Below are 17,451 nucleotides of genomic sequence, written 5' to 3'. Positions count from 1 at the left end.
CCGGCACTCACCGCGTGAAATCGAGTCCGGCTCCGGCCAGGTAGGTGGCGGTGATGGAGCCGTCGGGGTGTTTGTGGCCGTAAGCGGCGATGACGGCGCCCGCGGAGATGTCGGCGACCTGGGAGCCGAACAGGACGTGGACCTTCGTCGCCGGCGTGGTGCGGACGGTTGTCGTTGTGCCGAAAAGGCTTTCGATCTGCAAGGTGGCGCCGTCGGTGGCGGCGACTCGGCCGACGGCGATCATCCGCCCCTGCGGACCGGTAGCGGGACCGGGTGCCGGCGCGGGGGCGGGTGTGCTGGGGGCCGGTGCGGCGGTGGCTCGCGGCGGGTCGACTTCGGGTGCCGGGGTGCTCGGGGCGCGATGGCCGGTGAACAGGGCGATGAGCACGGCCAGCAGCGCGACCACCGTGGCGGTTCCGCCGAGTAGCAGCGTGGAGTGAGTGCGTGGTGTGGCCGGGTCCGGACCGCTGCGCACTGCCGCGTTGCCGGGATCGTGCGCCGGGGTCTTCGGATACGCCCTTCGGTCGGCCGGGTCGGAGGCGTTCGCTCGCACGCCGGTCTGCGCCTGCGCGAGGCGGGACCACGGCGTACTCGACTGCGGCATAGATCACAGCGTAAGGGTGGCTTGACGGGGAGTATCGCCACTGGCGGTGAGTGGTGGTCGTCGCTGGGACGTCGCATTCCGCAGGGGCAGAACTGGATTCGACGGTACAGGTACGTCGTATGCCGGGGGCGGCTCGACAAGCGCTCGCGGCACGATCGGCCGCCGCGTATCGAGCTCACGAGTGCCGGGCCTCGTGGGTCGAGGAGAGCCGGTCGGTCTCAGCTCGCGGGACGCAGGATCCGCAGCGTGAAGAACAGGCCGAGGGCGAGGGCGACGGTGGCGGGGAGGGCGGTGCTCAGGGCTCCGGTCAGGGCGGCGATGCCGGCGGTGAAGATGAGGCAGGCGGCGATGGCCAGCAGCGCGGTGCCCCATTCCATGCCGACGATCCGGGCGGGTCGGTGGCGCAGTGCTGTCATGACCGGGGAGTACCCATGCTGTCCAGCAATCAAACCGTTATCGGCGCAGCGGTGTCCGTTATGTGCCGCGATCTGCGGTTTGTCCGGGCTGTTCGCTCGTCGCAATGCCATGATCGAGCCTTTCTCGGCGTTCATCCGCCCGCGCGGGTGGTCTACCGATAACGACCCGGCAACGCCGCCGATGGCACGCAGCAAACAACGAGACAACCGTCACGCCGGTGCGTCCCCCTCGTAGCGGGGGGATACGCGATCAGTGCTGGTGAGCGATCGGACGAGCGGTGAGCATCCGCACGATCTGGCCGGCGAATCGGCACAGGTCCCGGGCCGACCTGCGGTTCCCGGCAACCGACCAGACGTCCGTGGTGACGGGCGCGGAACGGGGGAGCCCGGCGAAGCGGTCGGCGAGCCAATCCGCCATCGTCGGCGCGCCCAGGAATTCCAGCGGTAGATGCAGGGCGAGGCGGTCGCGCAGATAGTGCACCTCGGCGCCGGCCGCGCGATAACGGGCGACGAGCGCGTCCACGTCGGCGACGGCGATGACTTCGTCCGGGATGGCTTGCAGGATCAGCATCGGTATCTCCGGTGCGGTGGCGCCGGGCCGGATGTCGTCGAAAATCGTGCGCAGCTGCGGCAGTTGGACCAGTTCGGCGATACCGCCATGGCTGTTCCGGTCGATGCTCCGGCCGGCGAATCGCGCCAATAGCGCGAAGGTCGTGCGTGATTCGGCCTCCACGAGCAGCCGCAGATAGCGCGGGTACAGCCGGTCGGCCAGCATCGGCGCCAGTTCGGGGTAAGAGCGCCGCAATCCCGCGGTGTAGACCGCGGCGAACCCGGCGTACGCGGTGGCGTTCAGTCGGACGAACGCTGCTGCCGGATCGCCGACGGGTGAACCGGCGACCGCGCCGACGAGGTCGATCTCGGGCGCGTAACGGGCGGCCACCTCCGCCGCCCACGCGGTGGCCAGCCCGCCGCCGGAATAGCCCCACAGCCCGACCGGCGTGTCCTCGGACAGGCCAAGTGGCGCGAACGACAGCGCCGCGCGGATCCCGTCCAGCGTGCGATATCCGGGTTCCCGGCCTGCGCCGAAGTGACCACGCATCCCCTCGTGATCCGGGACGGAGACGGCCCACCCGCGTGCGAGGGCGTGCGCGATGAGCGGGTACTCGAGCTGCGGAATCGCCCCGATCACCCGGGCGCCGTGCCGTAGCGCGTAGGACGGGAAGCAACTGGAGGCCACGGCGTCGATCGCGCATTGGAACGACACCAGCGGCCGCGGGCGCGCGGGATCCGCGCCGTGCGGCAGCAGCACGGTGGTCAACGCGGCCTCGGCCGCGCCGTGCCGATCCGAGGTACGGAACAGCAGCTGCCAGGCCTGCACGCGCTGCGGAATCCGGCCGAACCAGGCCACGCGCACGATGCGGGAGCGGATGACGGTTCCCGGTTCGGCGGAGGAGATATCCGGCGGCGGTACGCAGAACGGATCGTGTTCGACGCGCAGTGGTGGACCCGAGTGCGGAAAGGGATCCGCCGAATCAGCGTGTCCGCGGGCCCGGCGGTGCCCCTCACCCCCGGCGGGTAACGCCGCCTCGGTACTCATCGTGGCGATCCTTCCGAGGCGTGTGCGTCGACGAGGCAAATCTAGGTGCGCATCGCCGGTGCCGTCACTACGCCGCGACCACCAACTCGTGCCACCTGACTAGTGTTCGGAGACAACTTCTCGGCTCCCGGTCCTCGCCGTGGCCGCAGGAATTGCCGATGGGGTAGGTGTAGGAGACAATCCGGCGCATGGTCGCCGCTCTACCACCGCTGGCCGCGGACGCCCCGATCCTTGACCGCATCGGCCGCGGACTGCCCGGGATCGCCGACCGCATGCTCGCGGCGGGGCTCGGCTCGACACCGCCCATCGCGGATCTGCCCGACGACCATTTCCGTGAGGTGGTTCCGGCCATTCTCGCCTGCGGCCGGGGGTTCCTTCGCGCTCTGCGGGAACGGCGGGAGTTCAGTGATGCGGAGCTCGCGTCCTACGTCGCACCGGTCGTGCGCCGCCATGCCGAGGAACGAATCCCGTTGCGCCTGCTGATCGATGCGGTGCACGGTTCGGCTCAGCAGCTGCTCCGGGATTCGGCGCGTTCGGCGGCACCGGAGGAAATGGACGATCTCGTGGCGTTCGGCGCCCATCTGCTGGATCTGCTGCGCCGCATCAATCTCATGGTGTACGAGGGGTATTCGGAAGTGGAGCAGTCGGTGTTCCAGCCGGACCGCGAGGCTCGTCGCGCGCTGTGTTCGGCTCTGCTGCACGGCCTTCCGGTCGCGGAGCCGGCCGCTCGCGCCGATATCGCGGTGGAGGAGCACTACCGCGTGCTCGCGCTGCGGGTACCGTCCGAGCACCATCCGCCACCGCCGGTGGCGACACTGCTGGCCCAGCGCCGAGCCCGGGTCCTGCAATCGATCCTCGACGAGGTCGCCGGCCGTGCCGCCTTGCACACCTTCGACGGAACCGCGGGCGTCGTGCTGCTGCCCGGCGGGCCGGACGCGCGCGTCGAGCAGGTCACGGAGCTGACGGCACAGCGATTCGAGACCGCGATCTACGCGGCGGACGGCGGCGACGTCGCGCCGGCGCAGCTGCCCGCCGCTGCCGGTGAGGCCACCGACCTCGCCGAGCTCGCGCACGCCCTCGGCCGCCCGGCGGGGACCTATCGCCTCGATGATCTGCTGCTGGAGTACCAACTGACCCGTCCGGGCCGGGCCCGCGACCGTCTGGCCGAACGCATCGAGCCGCTGTCGACCCGACCCCATCTGCTGGCCGCCCTCGACGCCTACCTGCGCCACGGCACCGACCGCAAAACTGCCGCCGCCGAGGTGCACGTCCATCCCAACACCTTCAGCTATCGGTTGCGCCGCGTCGCCGAACTCACTGGCCTCGACCCCGCCGATCCCGCCGACACCCGGTTGCTCGCCGCGGCGCTCACCGTCGTCCGGGCCGGCTGACGCGCTGCCGGATCCCGCACTTCCCCAACTGTGACCACGATCACGGGATAATCGGCCGTGACGATTGCCCATTCCCGGGTGTCCAACACAGGAGCGGCGGAGGAGGTGGGTGTGACCGCGACCGAGACGACGACCGCGCCGGACGATGTGACCCTGGTCAGCAGATCCAAAGACGGCGATGTCCGGGCCTACGAGCAGCTGGTGCTGCGCCATCAGGGGCAGATGTTCCGGCTCGCGTCGAAGATGCTGGCCGACCGCGCCGAAGCCGAGGACGTGGTGCAGGAGGTCTTCCTCGCGGCGTGGCGGCGATTGGCTCAGCTCAACGACGACGCGGCCTTCGTCGGCTGGCTGTATCGGATGACGACCAACCGCTGCCTCAACGTCATCCGGGCCAGGCGCCCGCACGTCGAAGCGGATCTGGATCTGACCGAATCGCCGCGTTCGGATATCCAGCCCGAACACGCCACCCAGGTGAACACCCAGCTCGAGGCGTTGAATGTGGCGCTACAGGATTTGACGCCCGAACAACGGGCCTGCTGGCTGCTGCGCGAAGTGCACGGCCTGTCGTATGAGGAGATCGGAGACATCGTCGGCGCGAACACGACCGCGGTCCGCGGGCGCATCGCCCGTGCCCGAGCCCAACTGTCCGAGGTGATGAAGCCATGGCGGTGAACGAGACCACCGAGCAGGACTATGTCCTGCCGTGCGGGCGTGAACTGGAACAGGTGTGGGACCGGCTCGACGCGATCGAGGCGGGCCGCGCCGACGCCCATGAGCTGAACTGCCCGCATTGCGCGGCCGCCAGGGACAGTCTGCTGGCCTTGCGCGCCGCGACCAGGCAGATGATCGAGGAGCCCGAAGCGCCGCCACCGGATCTGGTGGGGCGGATCATGTCGGCGGTGCGCGCCGAGGTGCGTCGTGGTCGCACCCTCGACCTGCCGACGCCAGAGCCCGGCGCGGTGGAGGTGAGCGAGCAGGCCGTCAGCACGGTGCTGCGGTATGCCGCCGATTCGGTGCCAGGGGTGCGCGCGCGGCGCTGCCGGGTGCGCCCGGCCGGGATCGGCGACGGCGGCGAGTATCTGGTGGATGTCGAGCTGGCGGTCGCGGTCCGCTTCGGTCCGACGCCGGTCTCCGAGCTGATGCCGATCGTGCGTGAACGCATCACCGCGGCGCTGCCCGCACGCATCGGCCTGACCCTGCACCGGCTGGACCTGACGATCGCCGACGTCTACCAGGACCCATCGGTGGATTCCGCGGCGGAACCCGGAGGTGAACAGTAGTGGCGGGTGCGGTGGCGGTACAGATCGAGCCGCCCGTGCTGGCGGCGGTCGCCGCGCATGCCGCCCTGTCCACCTCCGGGGTGGTGCGGTTGGAGCCGGGCGTGCGTGGTCTGGTGACGACGCTGGTGCGGGCGGGCAGGCAACGCTGGCTCGGTACCGATCCGGCGCCCGCGGAGGGCGTGCGCGTGCGGCGCACGGAGCTGGGTCGGCTGATCGTGCAGGTAGACCTGGTGATCGCCGGGGATCGGCACGCGGGTGAAGTCGGGCGTGCGGTCCAGCGGACGGTCGCTCAGCGAGTGCGTGAGCAGACCGGGCAGGACGTTGACGAGGTCGTGGTGTCGATCCTCGATATCGAACCGGAGCAGCGGTGATGGCAGCAGAGGACGTCATCGACAAGATCATCGGGGCGGTCGAGGGCATCAGCGGGCTGCGCCCTGCGACGCCGATCGTGCGGGAGAACGCGACCTGGTGGCCGTGGGATGCGCGCAAGTACGCCGTCGACCTCACCGAGCGTGCGGTGGTGGTGCGTGTCGTCGCCGCGACGTTGCCCCTGCCACCGCTGCTCGATCTGGCCGGGAAGGCGATTGGGCCGGTCCTGGCGGGTACTCCATGGGAGCGGGCCACGCTGCGACTGGTGGTCACCGAACTCGACGCGGCCGCTTTCACCGAGGAAGGACATGTGGGTCAGGTCACACCATGAGCCCGTGACGACTGCCCCGCCCGGGTGTCGAACACAGTGCGGGACCGAATCCGCTGCATCCCAAAGGAATCAGGAGGAACACCGATGACCGCCACCACCGACAAGACCACCACCAACAGCACCGCGGGCGAGCCCGCCGGCACCGAAAAGGCGCCCGCCAAAAAGGATCACGCCCTGGTGACCGATCTCGGCAGCACCACCATCTCCGACATCGTGGTGCAGAAGGTCGCCGGACTGGCCGCCCGCGAGGTGCGCGGGGTGCACAACCTCGGCGGCAGCGCCGCCCGCGCTTTCGGCACCATCCGCGATCGCATCCCCGGCGCCTCCGCCAGTATCGGGCAGGGTGTGTCGGTCGAGGTCGGCGAGACCCAAGCCGCCGTCGACCTGGAGATCGTCGTCGAATACGGCGTCTCCATCGCCGAAGTGGCCCGCGCGGTACGCCGCAATGTGATCACCGCGATCGAGCAGATGACCGGCCTGCAGGTGGTCGAGGTCAACATCAACGTCAACGACGTCTACATCCCCGGCGATGACGACGATGCCGACGCCCCGCCCGCGCGCGTGCAGTAACCGGCGACCGGACCCAGCGAAGAGGAGTCGATTGTGAACGCCACGACGATAGGCCTGGCAATAGGGATCGCGCTCGGGTTCGCCGCAGCCTTCGGCGGTTTCGGCGCATTCCTGACCGTGCTGGTATTCGCCGCGCTCGGTCTGGTGGTCGGCCGGTGGCTCGACGGCGAGCTCGACCTCGCCGCGCTGGTCCGGTCGGCTCAGGACAAGGGCAGGCGATGACGTCGGCCGCGGTCGGTGCCGACGCGGCCGGAGTCGAGTTGCCCGGCCGGACCACTGTCAGCGAACGGGCGGTGCGCCGGATCGCCGCGCACGCCGCCGGCGAAGTGCCAGGGGTGGATCGCGGCGTCAAGGTCGAGGCCACCGTCTCCGGTGACCGCACCGCGCTGGCGGTGCGGTTGCCGGTGCGCTACCCGCAGCCGGTGGGCCGGGTGACCGAGCAGTGCCGCGCGCATCTGCGTGAGCGCACCGCCGAACTGACGGGGATCACGGTCTCGAAGGTCGACATCGTCGTCTCCGAGCTGACCACCGAAACCGTTGCGGCCGGGAGGGTTCGATGATCCGCAGGCCGCGGCGCTCCTGGCCGGCCGTGGTCATCGCGGTGGCGGTGCTCGCGGCGTGCGTCGCGGTGACGGTGTCGCTGGTGCAGCGGCTGACCGGCACCAGGGAGTACGTCTCCTACGATTCGGTAGCCGATGAGCTGCACGGCATCACCTGGAACGAGCTGCCGGTGCTGATCGGCGGGATCGTGGCGCTGCTCATCGGGGTGCTGCTGCTGGTGATCGCATTGCTGCCGGGCCGGGCGAAGGTGTTGCCGTTGACCGGGCACGACGACGGCATGCAGGCCGGCGTCAGCCGCTCGGGGCTGCGCACGATGTTGCGTAGCAGTGCCGGCCGGGTCGATGGCGTGACCTCGGCACGGGTGAAGGTGCGCCGCGACACCGTCACGGTGATCGCGCGCACCGACCGCCACGACAATGCCGGGCTCGCCGACGCGATCTGCGAGACCGTCACCGACCGCGTGCAGCAACTCGGACGCCCGGTGAAGCGGGTGAAAGCGAAACTGCACGGACCCGAAGCCGGAGGACCTCGATGAGCAAGGTGAATCGGCCCGCCGCGGTGAACCGGGTGCTGATCGGGCTGACCGGACTGCTCTGCGCGGCAGCGGGCGGCTACGCGGTGGCCGCCTATTACGGGCAGCTGAACTGGGTCGATCCGGACTCGACGCTTGTGCCCGGCACGGCCGCCCCACCCACCTGGGTGTTCTGGGCGGTGATCGCCGGTGCGGTGGTCCTCGGGTTGCTGTGCCTGCGGTGGCTGCTCGCGCAGATCTTCCGGATGCCGAAATCGCAGACCTGGCGTTTCGACGCCGACGGCTCGGCCGGAAAGACGGTGATGGCCTCCTCGACGGCGGCGGCTCCGGTGGCCGACGATATCGAAGCCTTCGACGATGTGCGTTCGGCCTCGGCCTGGCTGACCGGCACCCGGTGGGCGCCGGAACTGCATCTCACCGTCACCGCGGAACCGCACGCGGATGTCGGGCAGTTGCGCCGCCGCGTTCTCGACGAGGCCGTGCCTCGGCTGCGCCAGGCGCTCGAGCTCGAATCCATCCCGGTGAGCTTGGAGCTGGGCTTCGCCGATGCGGGGAAGAAGCCGCAGCTGCGCTGATGCGCTCATCAGTCGCGCTGATCGGCGCGAGCGCGCCATCGGGCACGACGCGCGGCAGCGGCACCGGGCGACAGGGGACATGGCTCGGGTGCGGCGGGGCCGAGCGTCCGCCGCACGCTGTGCCCGATAGCCTGACGATATGCAGTGTTCGCCGACGACACCGAACCCGTGGTGAGCGCGGACTGGTACACCCGTCCGGGCCGGATCGCGGTGCTCACCGGGGCCGGGATCTCGACCGATTCCGGGATCCCGGATTTCCGTGGGCCGCGCGGGGTGTGGACCGAGGACCCGATCGCGGAACTGCTGTCGACCTACGACAACTATCTCGCCGATCCGGACCTGCGCCGCCGCTCCTGGCTGGCCCGCCGCGACAATCCCGCCTGGCAGGCCAGACCCAATGCCGCCCATACCGCGTTGGTCGAACTCGAACGGGCCCGGCCGCTCACCATCATCACGCAGAACGTCGACCGGTTGCACCAGCGCGCCGGATCCTCACCCAGCCGGGTGATCGAAATCCACGGCAACATGTTCGACGTGGTCTGCGTCGACTGTGACTACACCTCCACGATGGCCGCGACGCTCGAGCGGGTCGCTGCTGGTGAGGACGATCCGCCGTGCCCGCGGTGCGGTGGAATCCTCAAGGCGGGCACGGTGATGTTCGGGCAGGCGATGGAACCGCGCACCATGCTGAAGGCGACGATCACCGCGGAATCGGCCGATCTGTTCGTGGCGATCGGCACCTCGTTGCAGGTGGAGCCCGCCGCATCGCTGTGTGCGCTCGCGGTGGACAACGGCGCCGACCTGGTGATCGTCAATGCCGAGCCGACGCCCTACGACCGCATTGCCACCGAGGTCATCCGCGAGCCCATCGGCGCCGCCGTCCCCGATCTCGTTGCCAGGATCCTGGGTTACTAGCGCCTCGGTCCTGCCGATCGTCCTCGCGTGGAAAGCATTGCCGTCGAGACGGTTCGGATATCGGAACGCTATTCGCGAACGCTGCTCGGCGTCGACCCGAAACGCTGCCGGAAGGCGGTGCTGAAACTGCTCACCGAGCCGAAACCGAGTCCCAGGGCGATATCGGTGACGCTGGTGTGCCGGTAGGCCGGGTTGCGCAGCCGGGCATGTGCGAGCTGTAGCCGCTCTTCCCGGATGAGTTCGCGCGGGGTGGTGCCCGCCTGCTGGAGGGCGAGCTGGACCTGGCGCACCGACCAGCCGAGAGCCCGCGCGATCTGCGCGCTGGACAGCTCCGGATTGCCGGCGTGACGGCGAATGTAGTGCCGCACAGCCGATTCGACCTCGCCGAGGTGGCTGCCCGTGGTCGGTGCCGAGCCGAGGGCGAGCATGCAGATCAGATCGACCAGCCGCTCGGCCACCGCATCGAACTGGGCCGCGGTGAGCGCGCCGACCTCCTCGTACAGTCCGGTCAGCATGGTCGCGGCCACCCGGCCGAGGCCGGTGCTGAGGTCGAGTGGGCGTGCGGGTGGTTCGGCACGGTTGAGCCGGTGCTGGATCTCGCGGCGCGGAATGGTCATGATCAGCCCGTGGGTGCCGCTGCACGCGGTGAACGACAGCGGCCGATTGATGGTGATCAGACTGCTCATCCCGGGCCGCAGCGAGCCGCTGCGTCCCTCGCTGCTCAGGTCGAAGCGCCCGGTGAGTGGCATGACCAGGCGATAGTCGTCATCGGGATCGGCGCGGATGTGGGTGGCCGCGCGGGTGTAGACGATCGGGTCGGATTCCCGGCCGACGATCTGATAGGTGTCGGTGCGGTGGCGCCGGATCCGGCCGTAGAAATCGGTGGCCGAGCCGAACTCGTAGCTCAAGCGCACACCCTGGAAGGAATCGACCAGCTCGGCCCAGTAGTCGACACGTTCGCGAGGGTCCACGTCCGCCGTCGACGCCTCCTCGACTACCGCCTCACCTACCATCACAGACTCCGTTCCGTGCCGTGGGTGGACCGGGCCTCGGCTGTATCGCCCGTGCAGCCGAGGATATGTCGTCGACGTCCGGTTTCGGGCCGAGTCGCGCGGTTCGTTCTGCGCCGGAGCGCAAAGTTCGTGCGTTCGCCGACAACCGCGCGGGGGCCGGCATCACTACATTTTCGTCTGTCCGGCGTCCGAAGGGCGACGAGGGTCGCGCGGTAGGGGTATGGGTGAAGATTCTCAGTAGTCGTTGGCACTGTTTCGAATACATGCCGGTAGACCCCGGGCCCTGCGCCGTCGAGCTGGCACCGGCGTCGGTCGCGGTGGCGCGCACCTTCCACGACTGCCTACTACTGCACATCTATGTCGAGCCGGGCGAGCGCGGACCCTCGGGCGAGGTCGTCCGGGCGATCCAGGCGATGATCGCGCAGAGCGCGGCGGCCTATGTGGTGATCAACGGGTCTCCGGTGCTGCCGAGCGGCGCGGGCCGCGCCGCGATGTCCGGGCCGGATCTGCTCGAACATCTGGCCGACACCCTCGACCTCGTCGAGGAGATCGCCGAACGACTGGAGGAGCGCGGCGAACGCGTGCACCTGATGCCGTTCGGCTGGCGCCTGGAATGCGGGCGAGCGTGCGCGTTCGCCGGGCCCTGCGATGTCGTCCGGGTCGGTGAGCCCACACAGCTACGCCGGCGAATGCCCGGCCCATCCGCGATGCCCGCCACCTTCACCACCTTCGGCGCCACCCGGGCCAAGCCGTCCGGGTGGGCGACGATGCACCTGATACCGCCGCGACGTCAGCCGATCGGTCCGAGCACGCGGTCGAGATAGGCGTTGGCGAACACGCCCTTCGGGTCGAAGCGGCGGCGCACCTCGGCGAACCGATCCCACTCCGGGTACCTGCCACGCAGCGTCTGCGCGGTCTGGAAATGGCGTTTGCCCCAGTGCGGGCGGCCGTCGAAGCGGTCGAAGACCGCCTCGCAGGCCCGGAAGTACGGCTCGTAATCCATGCCCTGGTACATGTGCACGGCGATATAGCAGGTGTCGCGGCCGCCCGCGGGGGAGAGGAACGCGTCGTCGGGAGCCACCCAGCGCACCTCGATCGGCATCGGGGTGTCGTAGCGGGTGGACAGCTCCTTGATCGCGCGGATGGCCTCGGCCGAATGTTCGCGCGGGATGGCGTATTCCATCTCGGTGAAGCGGATCAGGCGCGGCGAGGCGAACACCCGATAGGACCGGTCCACCTGGCGGCGGTAGCTGCCCGCATAGGCCGCGCCCCGGTGGATCCACGGCACCAGCCGCGGCTGCCTTCGGCCGAGTCGGCACAGCGCGTCGAAGGTGTAGTTGGACATCAGAATATCGGCGAACCAGTCCACCAGCGCCGGACGCGGCTGCTCGGTGAGATCGACCCGATTGTTGCGCTTGGTCATGGCGATCGGGCTGTGCGCGAACATGTAGAACTCGAAATGGTCGTTGCCCTCGACATAGGTATCGAGGTCGTCGAGCACTTCCTCGACCGGCACCGGCCGCTCGATACCTTCCAGCACGAATGAGGGCACCAGCCGCAACGTCATCGCGGTGATCACGCCGAGTGCGCCGAGATTCACCCGGGCCGCCCGCCAGCCGTCCGGATCGGATTGTTCGTTCAGCTCGACGACACTGCCGTCCGGGCGCATCAACTCCACCGAATGGACTGCGGCCGAAAGGTTTTGCAGGGTGGCACCCGTGCCGTGGGTCGCGGTGGCGGTGGCTCCGGCGATGGTCTGGGCATCGATATCGCCGAGGTTGGGGAAGGCCAGCCCGTGGTTGTGCAGCGCCGGGCTCGCGGCGTGCAGGGTGATACCGGCCTCGACCCTGGCCAGGCCGTTGTCGCGGTCGACGTCGAGCACCCGGTTCATCCGCGACAGATCCAGCAGCAGCCCGTCGGTGAGGCAGATGTCGGTGAACGAATGCCCCGAGCCCGCGACGCGCACCTGCTGCCCCGCGTCCGCCGCCCGGCCCACTAGGTCCGCCAGCTCGTTGCGATTGCGCGGAGCCGCGACGGACGCCGGCGCGCACTTCTGATCGCCGGCCCAGTTCATCCACGAATTGGTCACATGTCCAACTGTAAGGGATGGATTGTGACCTGCGCTACCCGCGGTGCGATTGCTAGCGTGCTGGGATCAGCGGCGGCGGCCGGTGCACAGTGCGGCCTTGGCCTGCTCGACCTCGTTGTCGTCGAGCGGCGGAATCGACAACGGCCGTCGCGGCACGAGTTCGGTGCGCACGCCGTTGAGGGCGAGTGCCATGTAGCGCCGCCACACCTGGTCGTTGACCGGTCGGGCGAACTCCGCCAGTCCGTCGACCATGTGGACCATCGCGAAGAAATCCGACGCCACGACATCGGGTTGCAGCGCGCCTGCCTCCCTGGCGCGATCGACGATCCTGGCCACGACCGGCTTGATCCGATCGCGGACGCAGCTGAACTGCTCGAGATCGTCTTCGAATTCCAGCATGACCTCGCTGAACCCGCGATTGGTCGCCATATGTCTGCACGCGTACTCGAAGAAATCGACCAGGCCCTGCCACGGGTCCGGGTGGCGGACGCATTCCTCTGCGGTTTCGGCGAATTCGTCGAGGTGCTGCTGGAAGACCTCGGAGATGAGCTCCTTCTTGTTCGCGAACCGGCGGTAGACCGTGCCCACGCCGACCCCCGCGCGCTCGGCGACGTCATCGAGGGTGATCTCGAGTCCGTGGTCGGCGAACAGCTGGCGCGCGGCCTCGACGATGCGCTGCTGATTGCGTACGGCATCGGCGCGCAAACGCCGGGTCGGAGGCATGGTCGTGGCGGGATTCACACCCTCATGCTATCAGCGGCGGGATTAAGTGGAGACAGCTCCTCCGTTACTGTGGTAGCGTTCCAGCTAACCGGAGGAACCACCTCCGTTTATTTTTCAACGAGGGGCGACGTGACCACCACCATCGAACGCGGGCCGGACCCGCAGCAAAAACCGACGTCAGGCAGGCGTGGCTCGCACGCACTGCGCTGGTGGGTGCTCGCCGTCCTCGGCGTCGCCCAGCTCATGGTCGTGCTCGACGCGACCGTGGTGAACATCGCGCTTCCCGAGGCGCAGCGAGATCTCGGCTTCGGCGACGCCGACCGACAATGGGTCATCACCGGCTACGCGCTGGCCTTCGGTAGCTTGCTGCTACTGGGTGGCCGGCTCAGCGACCTGTTCGGCAGGCGCAACACCTTCATCGTCGGCCTGGTCGGCTTCTCGGTGGCCTCCGCGATCGGCGGCGCGGCCACCAACTTCGAGATGCTGGTCGGCGCCCGCATCGGCCAGGGTGTGTTCGGCGCGCTGCTGGCGCCCGCGGCGCTGTCGCTGCTGACGGTCACCTTCACCGAACCGTCCGAACGGGCCAAGGCCTTCGGCATCTTCGGGGCGGTCGCCGGTACCGGCGGCGCCATCGGCCTGCTGCTCGGCGGCGTGCTCACCGAGTGGGCCTCGTGGCGCTGGGTGATGTTCGTGAACTTGGCCTTCGCCGCCGTCGCGCTGGTCGGCGCGGTGCTGCTGCTGGCCAAGCACACCGTCACCGAACGGCCGAAGCTCGATATCCCGGGCACCGTCGTGGTCACCGCCGCGTTGTTCGGCATCGTCTACGGCTTCTCGCACGCCGAGACCGACGGCTGGACCAACCCGGTCACCCTGGCCTTCCTGTTCGGCGGCGCGGCGCTGCTTGCGGTGTTCGTCTGGCTGGAAACCCGGGTCGCCAACCCGCTGCTGCCGCTGCGCGTCGTGCTCGATCGCACCAGGGGTGGATCGTTCCTCACCGTGTTCGTCATGGGCATCGGGATGTTCGCGATCTTCCTGTTCCTGACCTACTACATGCAGCTCACCCTCGGGTACTCGCCGATCACCACCGGTGTGGCGTTCCTGCCGATGGTGGCCGCGATGATCGTGTCCTCGACCACCACACCGTCGCTGCTGCTGCCGAAGCTGGGGCCGAAGGTCGTGGTCAGCGCCGGATTCCTGATCGCCGCGGCCGGTATGGCGTGGCTCACCCGGATCGGCCTGGACACCGGCTACACCACCCACATCCTGCCCGGCCTGATCCTGATGGGTCTCGGTCTCGGTGGCGCGATGGCGACGGCGTTCCAAGGCGCCACGGCCGGGGTGCACCACGAAGATGCGGGCGTCGCCTCGGCGACGATCAACACCAGCCAGCAGGTGGGCGGCTCGATCGGCACCGCGCTGCTGAGCACCATCGCGGCCTCGGCGGCCAGTGACTACCTGGCCGGCCGGACCCCGGACCAGCTCACCATCGCGCAATCGGCGATCGAGAGCTACACCACCAGCTTCTGGTGGGCCACCGCGATCTTCGTGATCGGCGCCGTGGTGACGGGCGTGCTGCTGCCCAACACCGCGCCCGCGCCGGCCGAAGGGGAGTTGGTGCTCGCGCACTGATCGTTCGCTCGAAAGTACTGCCGCTCGTAGGGCTTCCGGCTCGGCGGGCGGCAGTGCTGTATCGGTCGCTCGCCGACGAGAGTCGTCGCTCGTGTTGCGTCGTGCCGGATATTCGCGGTGCGAGCGGTGGCGCTCGGCGGTGTGGTTCGATAATCGGCGGGGCGGCGGTAGCGGGGGAGCTCAGCAGTTCTGCGACGGTGGTGCCCCGGCGAAACGGCCCTCCAGAAAGTCGAGCGCTCGTAACGCGCCCGGCAGGACGGCGCCGGAATGGTCGGCGCCGACGAGCAGATCCAGCTGCACCGGAGTGCCTGCTGCGCAATAGCGTTCGGCCGTCCGCCGCACCGGCGCCACCGAGATCAGGTCGGCCGTGCCGTGCCATAGATACAGCGGAGCGGTGGGAACACCGGTGAAGGTCTCCAGACTGTTGTCCCGCAGAATCGGTGCGGCGGCGGGATCTTCGGTGGGTGGTTCGGTGAAGACGTCATCGGTGGCGAGGCCCGCTGCGGCCCGGATGATCTCGTCCGCGCAGGCGTCGTCGACGCGATCGAGCAACGCCTTCCCGGCAGGATTGAGATACCGATCCAGGGAGACCGCCGGATACTCGCGAGCCAGACCGACCGCCGCCGCGAAACCGAGACCGAACATCGGATTCGGCCGATCGCCGAGATCACCGGCCAGCGCACCCAGATTCATCGGTACCCCGCCCGCCGCCGCGCCGGCGATGGGCAGTTCAGGCGCGTAGTCCGGGGCAAGGGCGGCGGCGAAGCCGGTGGCCATGCCGCCACCGGAGTAGCCGGCCAGCGCCACCGGACTGTCGTCGAGTCCGGTCGAATCGAACTGCCGGACCGCGCGAATCCCGTCCAAGGTGATCCGCCCGCCCAATTGCGCGGCGCCATAGGCACTGTCCGGGCCGAGGTGATCGGGCACCGCGACCGCCCAGCCGCGAGCCAACAGCAGATTCACCGCAGGAGCCTCGCGCAGCGTCCCGGCGAGCAGCGAATGCGAAGGTGCGCAGCGTGGCCCGAGCGAGTTGACGAACGGCTGATACGACACCAGCGGCCGGTCCGGCACCTCGCCCGCGGGCACAAGCACCGTGGTCACCGCGGCAATCGGCTCCCCGCGCGAATCCGTGCTGCGGAAAGCCAACTGCCAGCCGGTGGCACCGGCGAATCCGGCGGCGCTCACCTGCCTACTGCGAATCACCGCCCCCGGCCGATATTCGCCGATATCGGCGGGCGCCGAGTAGAAGGATTCGCCTTCGGTCGCCGGGTGGATGGTCATCGTCACGGCGGGATTGCCGCCCAGTGCCAGCACGGACGCGACGAAGAGCGCGAGGGTCAGACGGCGGATCATCAGACTCGCCCGACGCGCCGGAGAATGCCGTATGCTCAACGTTTGCTCGGGTGCGGCGTGGCGCTCGGACCGGTGCCGGCGTCGCCGTATTCGTGAACTCCGCGGTGCCGCCATCACCGACTCCGAGACGAGGCTGTGGACTGCGTCGGGTCTTCGGCGAAGACCTCAGTCGATTCGTACTGCGCGCCGGTCGGTGTGTCAACGAGGGGCGCCGCCCGAGCAGTCGCGCCGTCGGCCGGTGCCGTTGCCGCCGATAGCGTCACGGTGGACGCCGGGGCGCCGACGCGGCCGGTCATCGGGCTCGGACAGGAGGTTGGGGACGTGTCATCGCGGGCCGAAGCCCGGATCGCCGATCCGCGGGTACTGCTCGTCGTGGCGCTCGGCGGCGGGCTCGGTGCGCTGGCGCGCTACGGTTTCGCGGTCTGGCTGCCGACGCGTCCGGAGGGGTTCCCGGTGGCGACGTTCGCCGTCAACGTGATCGGCTGCGCCGCGATGGGTGTGCTGATGGTTCTCATCACCGAAGTGTGGGTAGCCCACAGGCTGCTGCGCCCATTCCTCGGCGTCGGTGTGCTCGGCGGATTCACCACCTTCTCCACCTACAGTGCCGAGATTCGTACACTGCTCGAATCGGGTGCCGTCGGTATGGGGCTCGGCTATCTCGGTGCCACGATGGTGACCTGCCTGGCGGCAGTGGTTGCGGGGATGGCGGCTGCGCGGTGGGTAACTGGAAGTGTGCGGTGAACAAGGTGAACGGCACGGAAGGGGGTCAGCGATGACCGAGGCGATCGGCGGTGCGGGGCAGTGGGCGCACGCCGCGCGGCTGGTACTGCTGCTCGGCGAAGACGCACGCTGGCGGCACGGGCCGCTGTACCACGAGATCGTTCGCCGGGCCCGCGACGGCGGGCTGCCCGGTGCCAGCGTGTGGCGTGGTGTCGAGGGTTACGGCGCGTCCTCCCGGATCCATACCGTCCGGCTGCTGGACCTGGCCGAACAACTACCGGTGATGGTGATGATCGTCGACGATGCCGCGCGGTTGCGTGCTTTCGTCGACGACAACGCCGAGTTGTTCGACACGGTGACCGTGACCTTGTCCGATGTCGAACTCTGGCAGCCGGCGGTGCGCCGATGACGGCCATCTGGGTGGTGGTGGGCGGAATGCTCGGCGCCCCTGCGCGATACCTCATCGATCGCGCCGTCGCGGCCCGCTGGGATTCCATGCTGCCTTTGGGGACGTTGACCGTTAACATTGTCGGTTCGGCGCTGCTCGGTGCATTGATCGGGGCGGGGGCGAACGGCTGGCTGCTGGCGGGCGCGGGAACCGGATTCTGCGGTGCGCTCACCACCTTCAGCACGTTCGGCTTCGAGACGATCAGGTTGGTGTCCGACGGTGCGTACGGCTACGCCCTCGGCAACATCGTGCTGAGTGTCGCGACCTGCCTGGCCGTGGTGTTCGCCGCCGCGTCCGTGACCGAATGGCTGTTCACATGATTCTGATGACGAGCC

The 17,451-nt window shown here is 69.1% G+C and carries 23 protein-coding genes; 16 read left to right on the top strand and 7 right to left on the bottom strand.

The window, feature by feature from the left end; translation table 11 throughout:
* Positions 1 to 7: 7 nt before the first annotated feature.
* The 3 genes from AC4HOU_RS16025 to AC4HOU_RS16015 form a co-directional block, all read right to left on the bottom strand.
* On the bottom strand, positions 8 to 604 hold the full coding sequence (locus tag AC4HOU_RS16025) for a hypothetical protein (RefSeq protein ID WP_490724717.1): 597 nt from the start codon (positions 602 to 604) through the stop codon (positions 8 to 10).
* A gap of 218 nt (positions 605 to 822) precedes the next feature.
* Positions 823 to 1,020, bottom strand: coding sequence for a hypothetical protein (locus AC4HOU_RS16020; RefSeq protein ID WP_163809682.1), 198 nt, complete (start codon positions 1,018 to 1,020; stop codon positions 823 to 825).
* 250 nt (positions 1,021 to 1,270) lie between these two features.
* Positions 1,271 to 2,617, bottom strand: coding sequence for a lipase family protein (locus AC4HOU_RS16015; RefSeq protein ID WP_490724716.1), 1,347 nt, complete (start codon positions 2,615 to 2,617; stop codon positions 1,271 to 1,273).
* Positions 2,618 to 2,805: 188 nt separating this feature from the next.
* Between AC4HOU_RS16015 and AC4HOU_RS16010 the strand changes: the two genes are divergently transcribed.
* The 11 genes from AC4HOU_RS16010 to AC4HOU_RS15960 all read left to right on the top strand — a co-directional run bounded on the left by AC4HOU_RS16010 (position 2,806) and on the right by AC4HOU_RS15960 (position 9,141).
* Complete coding sequence (locus tag AC4HOU_RS16010; RefSeq protein ID WP_490724715.1) at positions 2,806 to 4,008, top strand: PucR family transcriptional regulator; 1,203 nt, start codon at positions 2,806 to 2,808, stop codon at positions 4,006 to 4,008.
* A gap of 111 nt (positions 4,009 to 4,119) precedes the next feature.
* A complete protein-coding gene (locus AC4HOU_RS16005; RefSeq protein ID WP_163809688.1) occupies positions 4,120 to 4,680 on the top strand; it encodes an RNA polymerase sigma factor in 561 nt (186 codons plus the stop codon).
* Positions 4,671 to 5,288, top strand: coding sequence for an Asp23/Gls24 family envelope stress response protein (locus AC4HOU_RS16000; protein ID WP_163809691.1), 618 nt, complete (start codon positions 4,671 to 4,673; stop codon positions 5,286 to 5,288). The genes AC4HOU_RS16005 and AC4HOU_RS16000 overlap by 10 nt, the downstream gene beginning before the upstream one ends.
* Positions 5,288 to 5,659, top strand: a complete 372-nt coding sequence (locus AC4HOU_RS15995; RefSeq protein WP_194990112.1) for an Asp23/Gls24 family envelope stress response protein — start codon at positions 5,288 to 5,290, stop codon at positions 5,657 to 5,659. Before AC4HOU_RS16000 ends, AC4HOU_RS15995 begins: the two co-directional genes overlap by 1 nt.
* A complete protein-coding gene (locus tag AC4HOU_RS15990; RefSeq protein WP_194990111.1) occupies positions 5,659 to 5,988 on the top strand; it encodes a hypothetical protein in 330 nt (109 codons plus the stop codon). The genes AC4HOU_RS15995 and AC4HOU_RS15990 overlap by 1 nt, the downstream gene beginning before the upstream one ends.
* An 84-nt stretch (positions 5,989 to 6,072) precedes the next feature.
* Positions 6,073 to 6,558, top strand: coding sequence for an Asp23/Gls24 family envelope stress response protein (locus tag AC4HOU_RS15985; RefSeq protein ID WP_163809697.1), 486 nt, complete (start codon positions 6,073 to 6,075; stop codon positions 6,556 to 6,558).
* A 33-nt stretch (positions 6,559 to 6,591) separates the two neighbouring features.
* A complete protein-coding gene (locus tag AC4HOU_RS15980; protein ID WP_104359847.1) occupies positions 6,592 to 6,780 on the top strand; it encodes a hypothetical protein in 189 nt (62 codons plus the stop codon).
* On the top strand, positions 6,777 to 7,118 hold the full coding sequence (locus tag AC4HOU_RS15975; protein ID WP_163809699.1) for an Asp23/Gls24 family envelope stress response protein: 342 nt from the start codon (positions 6,777 to 6,779) through the stop codon (positions 7,116 to 7,118). Before AC4HOU_RS15980 ends, AC4HOU_RS15975 begins: the two co-directional genes overlap by 4 nt.
* Complete coding sequence (locus AC4HOU_RS15970; protein ID WP_194990110.1) at positions 7,115 to 7,654, top strand: DUF6286 domain-containing protein; 540 nt, start codon at positions 7,115 to 7,117, stop codon at positions 7,652 to 7,654. The genes AC4HOU_RS15975 and AC4HOU_RS15970 overlap by 4 nt, the downstream gene beginning before the upstream one ends.
* Complete coding sequence (locus AC4HOU_RS15965) at positions 7,651 to 8,226, top strand: alkaline shock response membrane anchor protein AmaP (protein ID WP_194990109.1); 576 nt, start codon at positions 7,651 to 7,653, stop codon at positions 8,224 to 8,226. Before AC4HOU_RS15970 ends, AC4HOU_RS15965 begins: the two co-directional genes overlap by 4 nt.
* Positions 8,227 to 8,370: 144 nt before the next feature.
* A complete protein-coding gene (locus tag AC4HOU_RS15960; protein ID WP_163809705.1) occupies positions 8,371 to 9,141 on the top strand; it encodes an SIR2 family NAD-dependent protein deacylase in 771 nt (256 codons plus the stop codon).
* A gap of 68 nt (positions 9,142 to 9,209) precedes the next feature.
* Here the strand turns inward: AC4HOU_RS15960 and AC4HOU_RS15955 are convergent, their stop codons facing one another.
* Positions 9,210 to 10,154, bottom strand: a complete 945-nt coding sequence (locus tag AC4HOU_RS15955) for an AraC family transcriptional regulator (protein WP_194990108.1) — start codon at positions 10,152 to 10,154, stop codon at positions 9,210 to 9,212.
* 263 nt (positions 10,155 to 10,417) lie between these two features.
* On the opposite strand from AC4HOU_RS15955, the gene AC4HOU_RS15950 reads away from it, so the two are divergent.
* A complete protein-coding gene (locus AC4HOU_RS15950) occupies positions 10,418 to 10,978 on the top strand; it encodes a hypothetical protein (protein ID WP_194990107.1) in 561 nt (186 codons plus the stop codon).
* Here the strand turns inward: AC4HOU_RS15950 and AC4HOU_RS15945 are convergent.
* Positions 10,945 to 12,243: a D-arabinono-1,4-lactone oxidase gene (locus tag AC4HOU_RS15945; RefSeq protein WP_194990106.1), complete on the bottom strand. Its 1,299-nt coding sequence runs from the start codon at positions 12,241 to 12,243 to the stop codon at positions 10,945 to 10,947. The genes AC4HOU_RS15950 and AC4HOU_RS15945 overlap by 34 nt on opposite strands.
* A gap of 66 nt (positions 12,244 to 12,309) precedes the next feature.
* Positions 12,310 to 12,984, bottom strand: coding sequence for a TetR/AcrR family transcriptional regulator (locus AC4HOU_RS15940; RefSeq protein ID WP_490724714.1), 675 nt, complete (start codon positions 12,982 to 12,984; stop codon positions 12,310 to 12,312).
* A gap of 111 nt (positions 12,985 to 13,095) precedes the next feature.
* On the opposite strand from AC4HOU_RS15940, the gene AC4HOU_RS15935 reads away from it, so the two are divergent.
* A complete protein-coding gene (locus tag AC4HOU_RS15935) occupies positions 13,096 to 14,595 on the top strand; it encodes an MFS transporter (RefSeq protein WP_416381967.1) in 1,500 nt (499 codons plus the stop codon).
* Between the two features lie 180 nt (positions 14,596 to 14,775).
* Here AC4HOU_RS15935 and AC4HOU_RS15930 read toward each other — a convergent pair whose 3' ends face one another.
* Positions 14,776 to 15,948, bottom strand: coding sequence for a lipase family protein (locus tag AC4HOU_RS15930; protein WP_490724713.1), 1,173 nt, complete (start codon positions 15,946 to 15,948; stop codon positions 14,776 to 14,778).
* A gap of 321 nt (positions 15,949 to 16,269) precedes the next feature.
* On the opposite strand from AC4HOU_RS15930, the gene crcB reads away from it, so the two are divergent.
* Genes crcB through AC4HOU_RS15915 form a run of 3 tightly spaced genes read left to right on the top strand, consistent with a single transcriptional unit; the run spans position 16,270 to position 17,436 of the window.
* Entirely contained in the window at positions 16,270 to 16,689 is a 420-nt protein-coding gene (gene crcB / locus AC4HOU_RS15925) for a fluoride efflux transporter CrcB (RefSeq protein WP_195019838.1), read from the top strand.
* Between the two features lie 31 nt (positions 16,690 to 16,720).
* Positions 16,721 to 17,077 carry a DUF190 domain-containing protein gene (locus AC4HOU_RS15920; RefSeq protein ID WP_490724712.1) on the top strand — a complete coding sequence of 119 codons (357 nt, stop codon included), beginning with the start codon at positions 16,721 to 16,723 and terminating at the stop codon, positions 17,075 to 17,077.
* Positions 17,074 to 17,436 (top strand): fluoride efflux transporter FluC, encoded by a 363-nt coding sequence (locus AC4HOU_RS15915; RefSeq protein ID WP_163809719.1) that lies wholly within the window; start codon positions 17,074 to 17,076, stop codon positions 17,434 to 17,436. The genes AC4HOU_RS15920 and AC4HOU_RS15915 overlap by 4 nt, the downstream gene beginning before the upstream one ends.
* Positions 17,437 to 17,451: the final 15 nt, after the last annotated feature.

The organism is Nocardia sp. JCM 38205, from assembly GCF_058222935.1.
The sequence above is the reverse complement of the archived record's forward strand: the minus strand, read 5'-3'. Positions and strand labels throughout refer to the sequence as shown.

What these genes read in the sequence shown, in the direction of transcription:
- AC4HOU_RS15990 (WP_194990111.1), top strand. Translation starts at nt 5,659, where the DNA reads ATGGCAGCAGAGGACGTCATCGACAAGATCATCGGGGCGGTCGAGGGC.
- AC4HOU_RS15965 (WP_194990109.1), top strand. Translation starts at nt 7,651, where the DNA reads ATGAGCAAGGTGAATCGGCCCGCCGCGGTGAACCGGGTGCTGATCGGG.
- AC4HOU_RS15970 (WP_194990110.1), top strand. Translation starts at nt 7,115, where the DNA reads ATGATCCGCAGGCCGCGGCGCTCCTGGCCGGCCGTGGTCATCGCGGTG.
- AC4HOU_RS15915 (WP_163809719.1), top strand. Translation starts at nt 17,074, where the DNA reads ATGACGGCCATCTGGGTGGTGGTGGGCGGAATGCTCGGCGCCCCTGCG.
- AC4HOU_RS15955 (WP_194990108.1), bottom strand. Translation starts at nt 10,154, where the DNA reads ATGGTAGGTGAGGCGGTAGTCGAGGAGGCGTCGACGGCGGACGTGGAC.
- AC4HOU_RS16010 (WP_490724715.1), top strand. Translation starts at nt 2,806, where the DNA reads ATGGTCGCCGCTCTACCACCGCTGGCCGCGGACGCCCCGATCCTTGAC.
- AC4HOU_RS15950 (WP_194990107.1), top strand. Translation starts at nt 10,418, where the DNA reads ATGCCGGTAGACCCCGGGCCCTGCGCCGTCGAGCTGGCACCGGCGTCG.
- AC4HOU_RS16025 (WP_490724717.1), bottom strand. Translation starts at nt 604, where the DNA reads ATGCCGCAGTCGAGTACGCCGTGGTCCCGCCTCGCGCAGGCGCAGACC.
- AC4HOU_RS16000 (WP_163809691.1), top strand. Translation starts at nt 4,671, where the DNA reads ATGGCGGTGAACGAGACCACCGAGCAGGACTATGTCCTGCCGTGCGGG.
- AC4HOU_RS15930 (WP_490724713.1), bottom strand. Translation starts at nt 15,948, where the DNA reads ATGATCCGCCGTCTGACCCTCGCGCTCTTCGTCGCGTCCGTGCTGGCA.
- AC4HOU_RS15920 (WP_490724712.1), top strand. Translation starts at nt 16,721, where the DNA reads ATGACCGAGGCGATCGGCGGTGCGGGGCAGTGGGCGCACGCCGCGCGG.
- AC4HOU_RS16015 (WP_490724716.1), bottom strand. Translation starts at nt 2,617, where the DNA reads ATGAGTACCGAGGCGGCGTTACCCGCCGGGGGTGAGGGGCACCGCCGG.
- AC4HOU_RS16020 (WP_163809682.1), bottom strand. Translation starts at nt 1,020, where the DNA reads ATGACAGCACTGCGCCACCGACCCGCCCGGATCGTCGGCATGGAATGG.
- AC4HOU_RS15985 (WP_163809697.1), top strand. Translation starts at nt 6,073, where the DNA reads ATGACCGCCACCACCGACAAGACCACCACCAACAGCACCGCGGGCGAG.
- AC4HOU_RS15975 (WP_163809699.1), top strand. Translation starts at nt 6,777, where the DNA reads ATGACGTCGGCCGCGGTCGGTGCCGACGCGGCCGGAGTCGAGTTGCCC.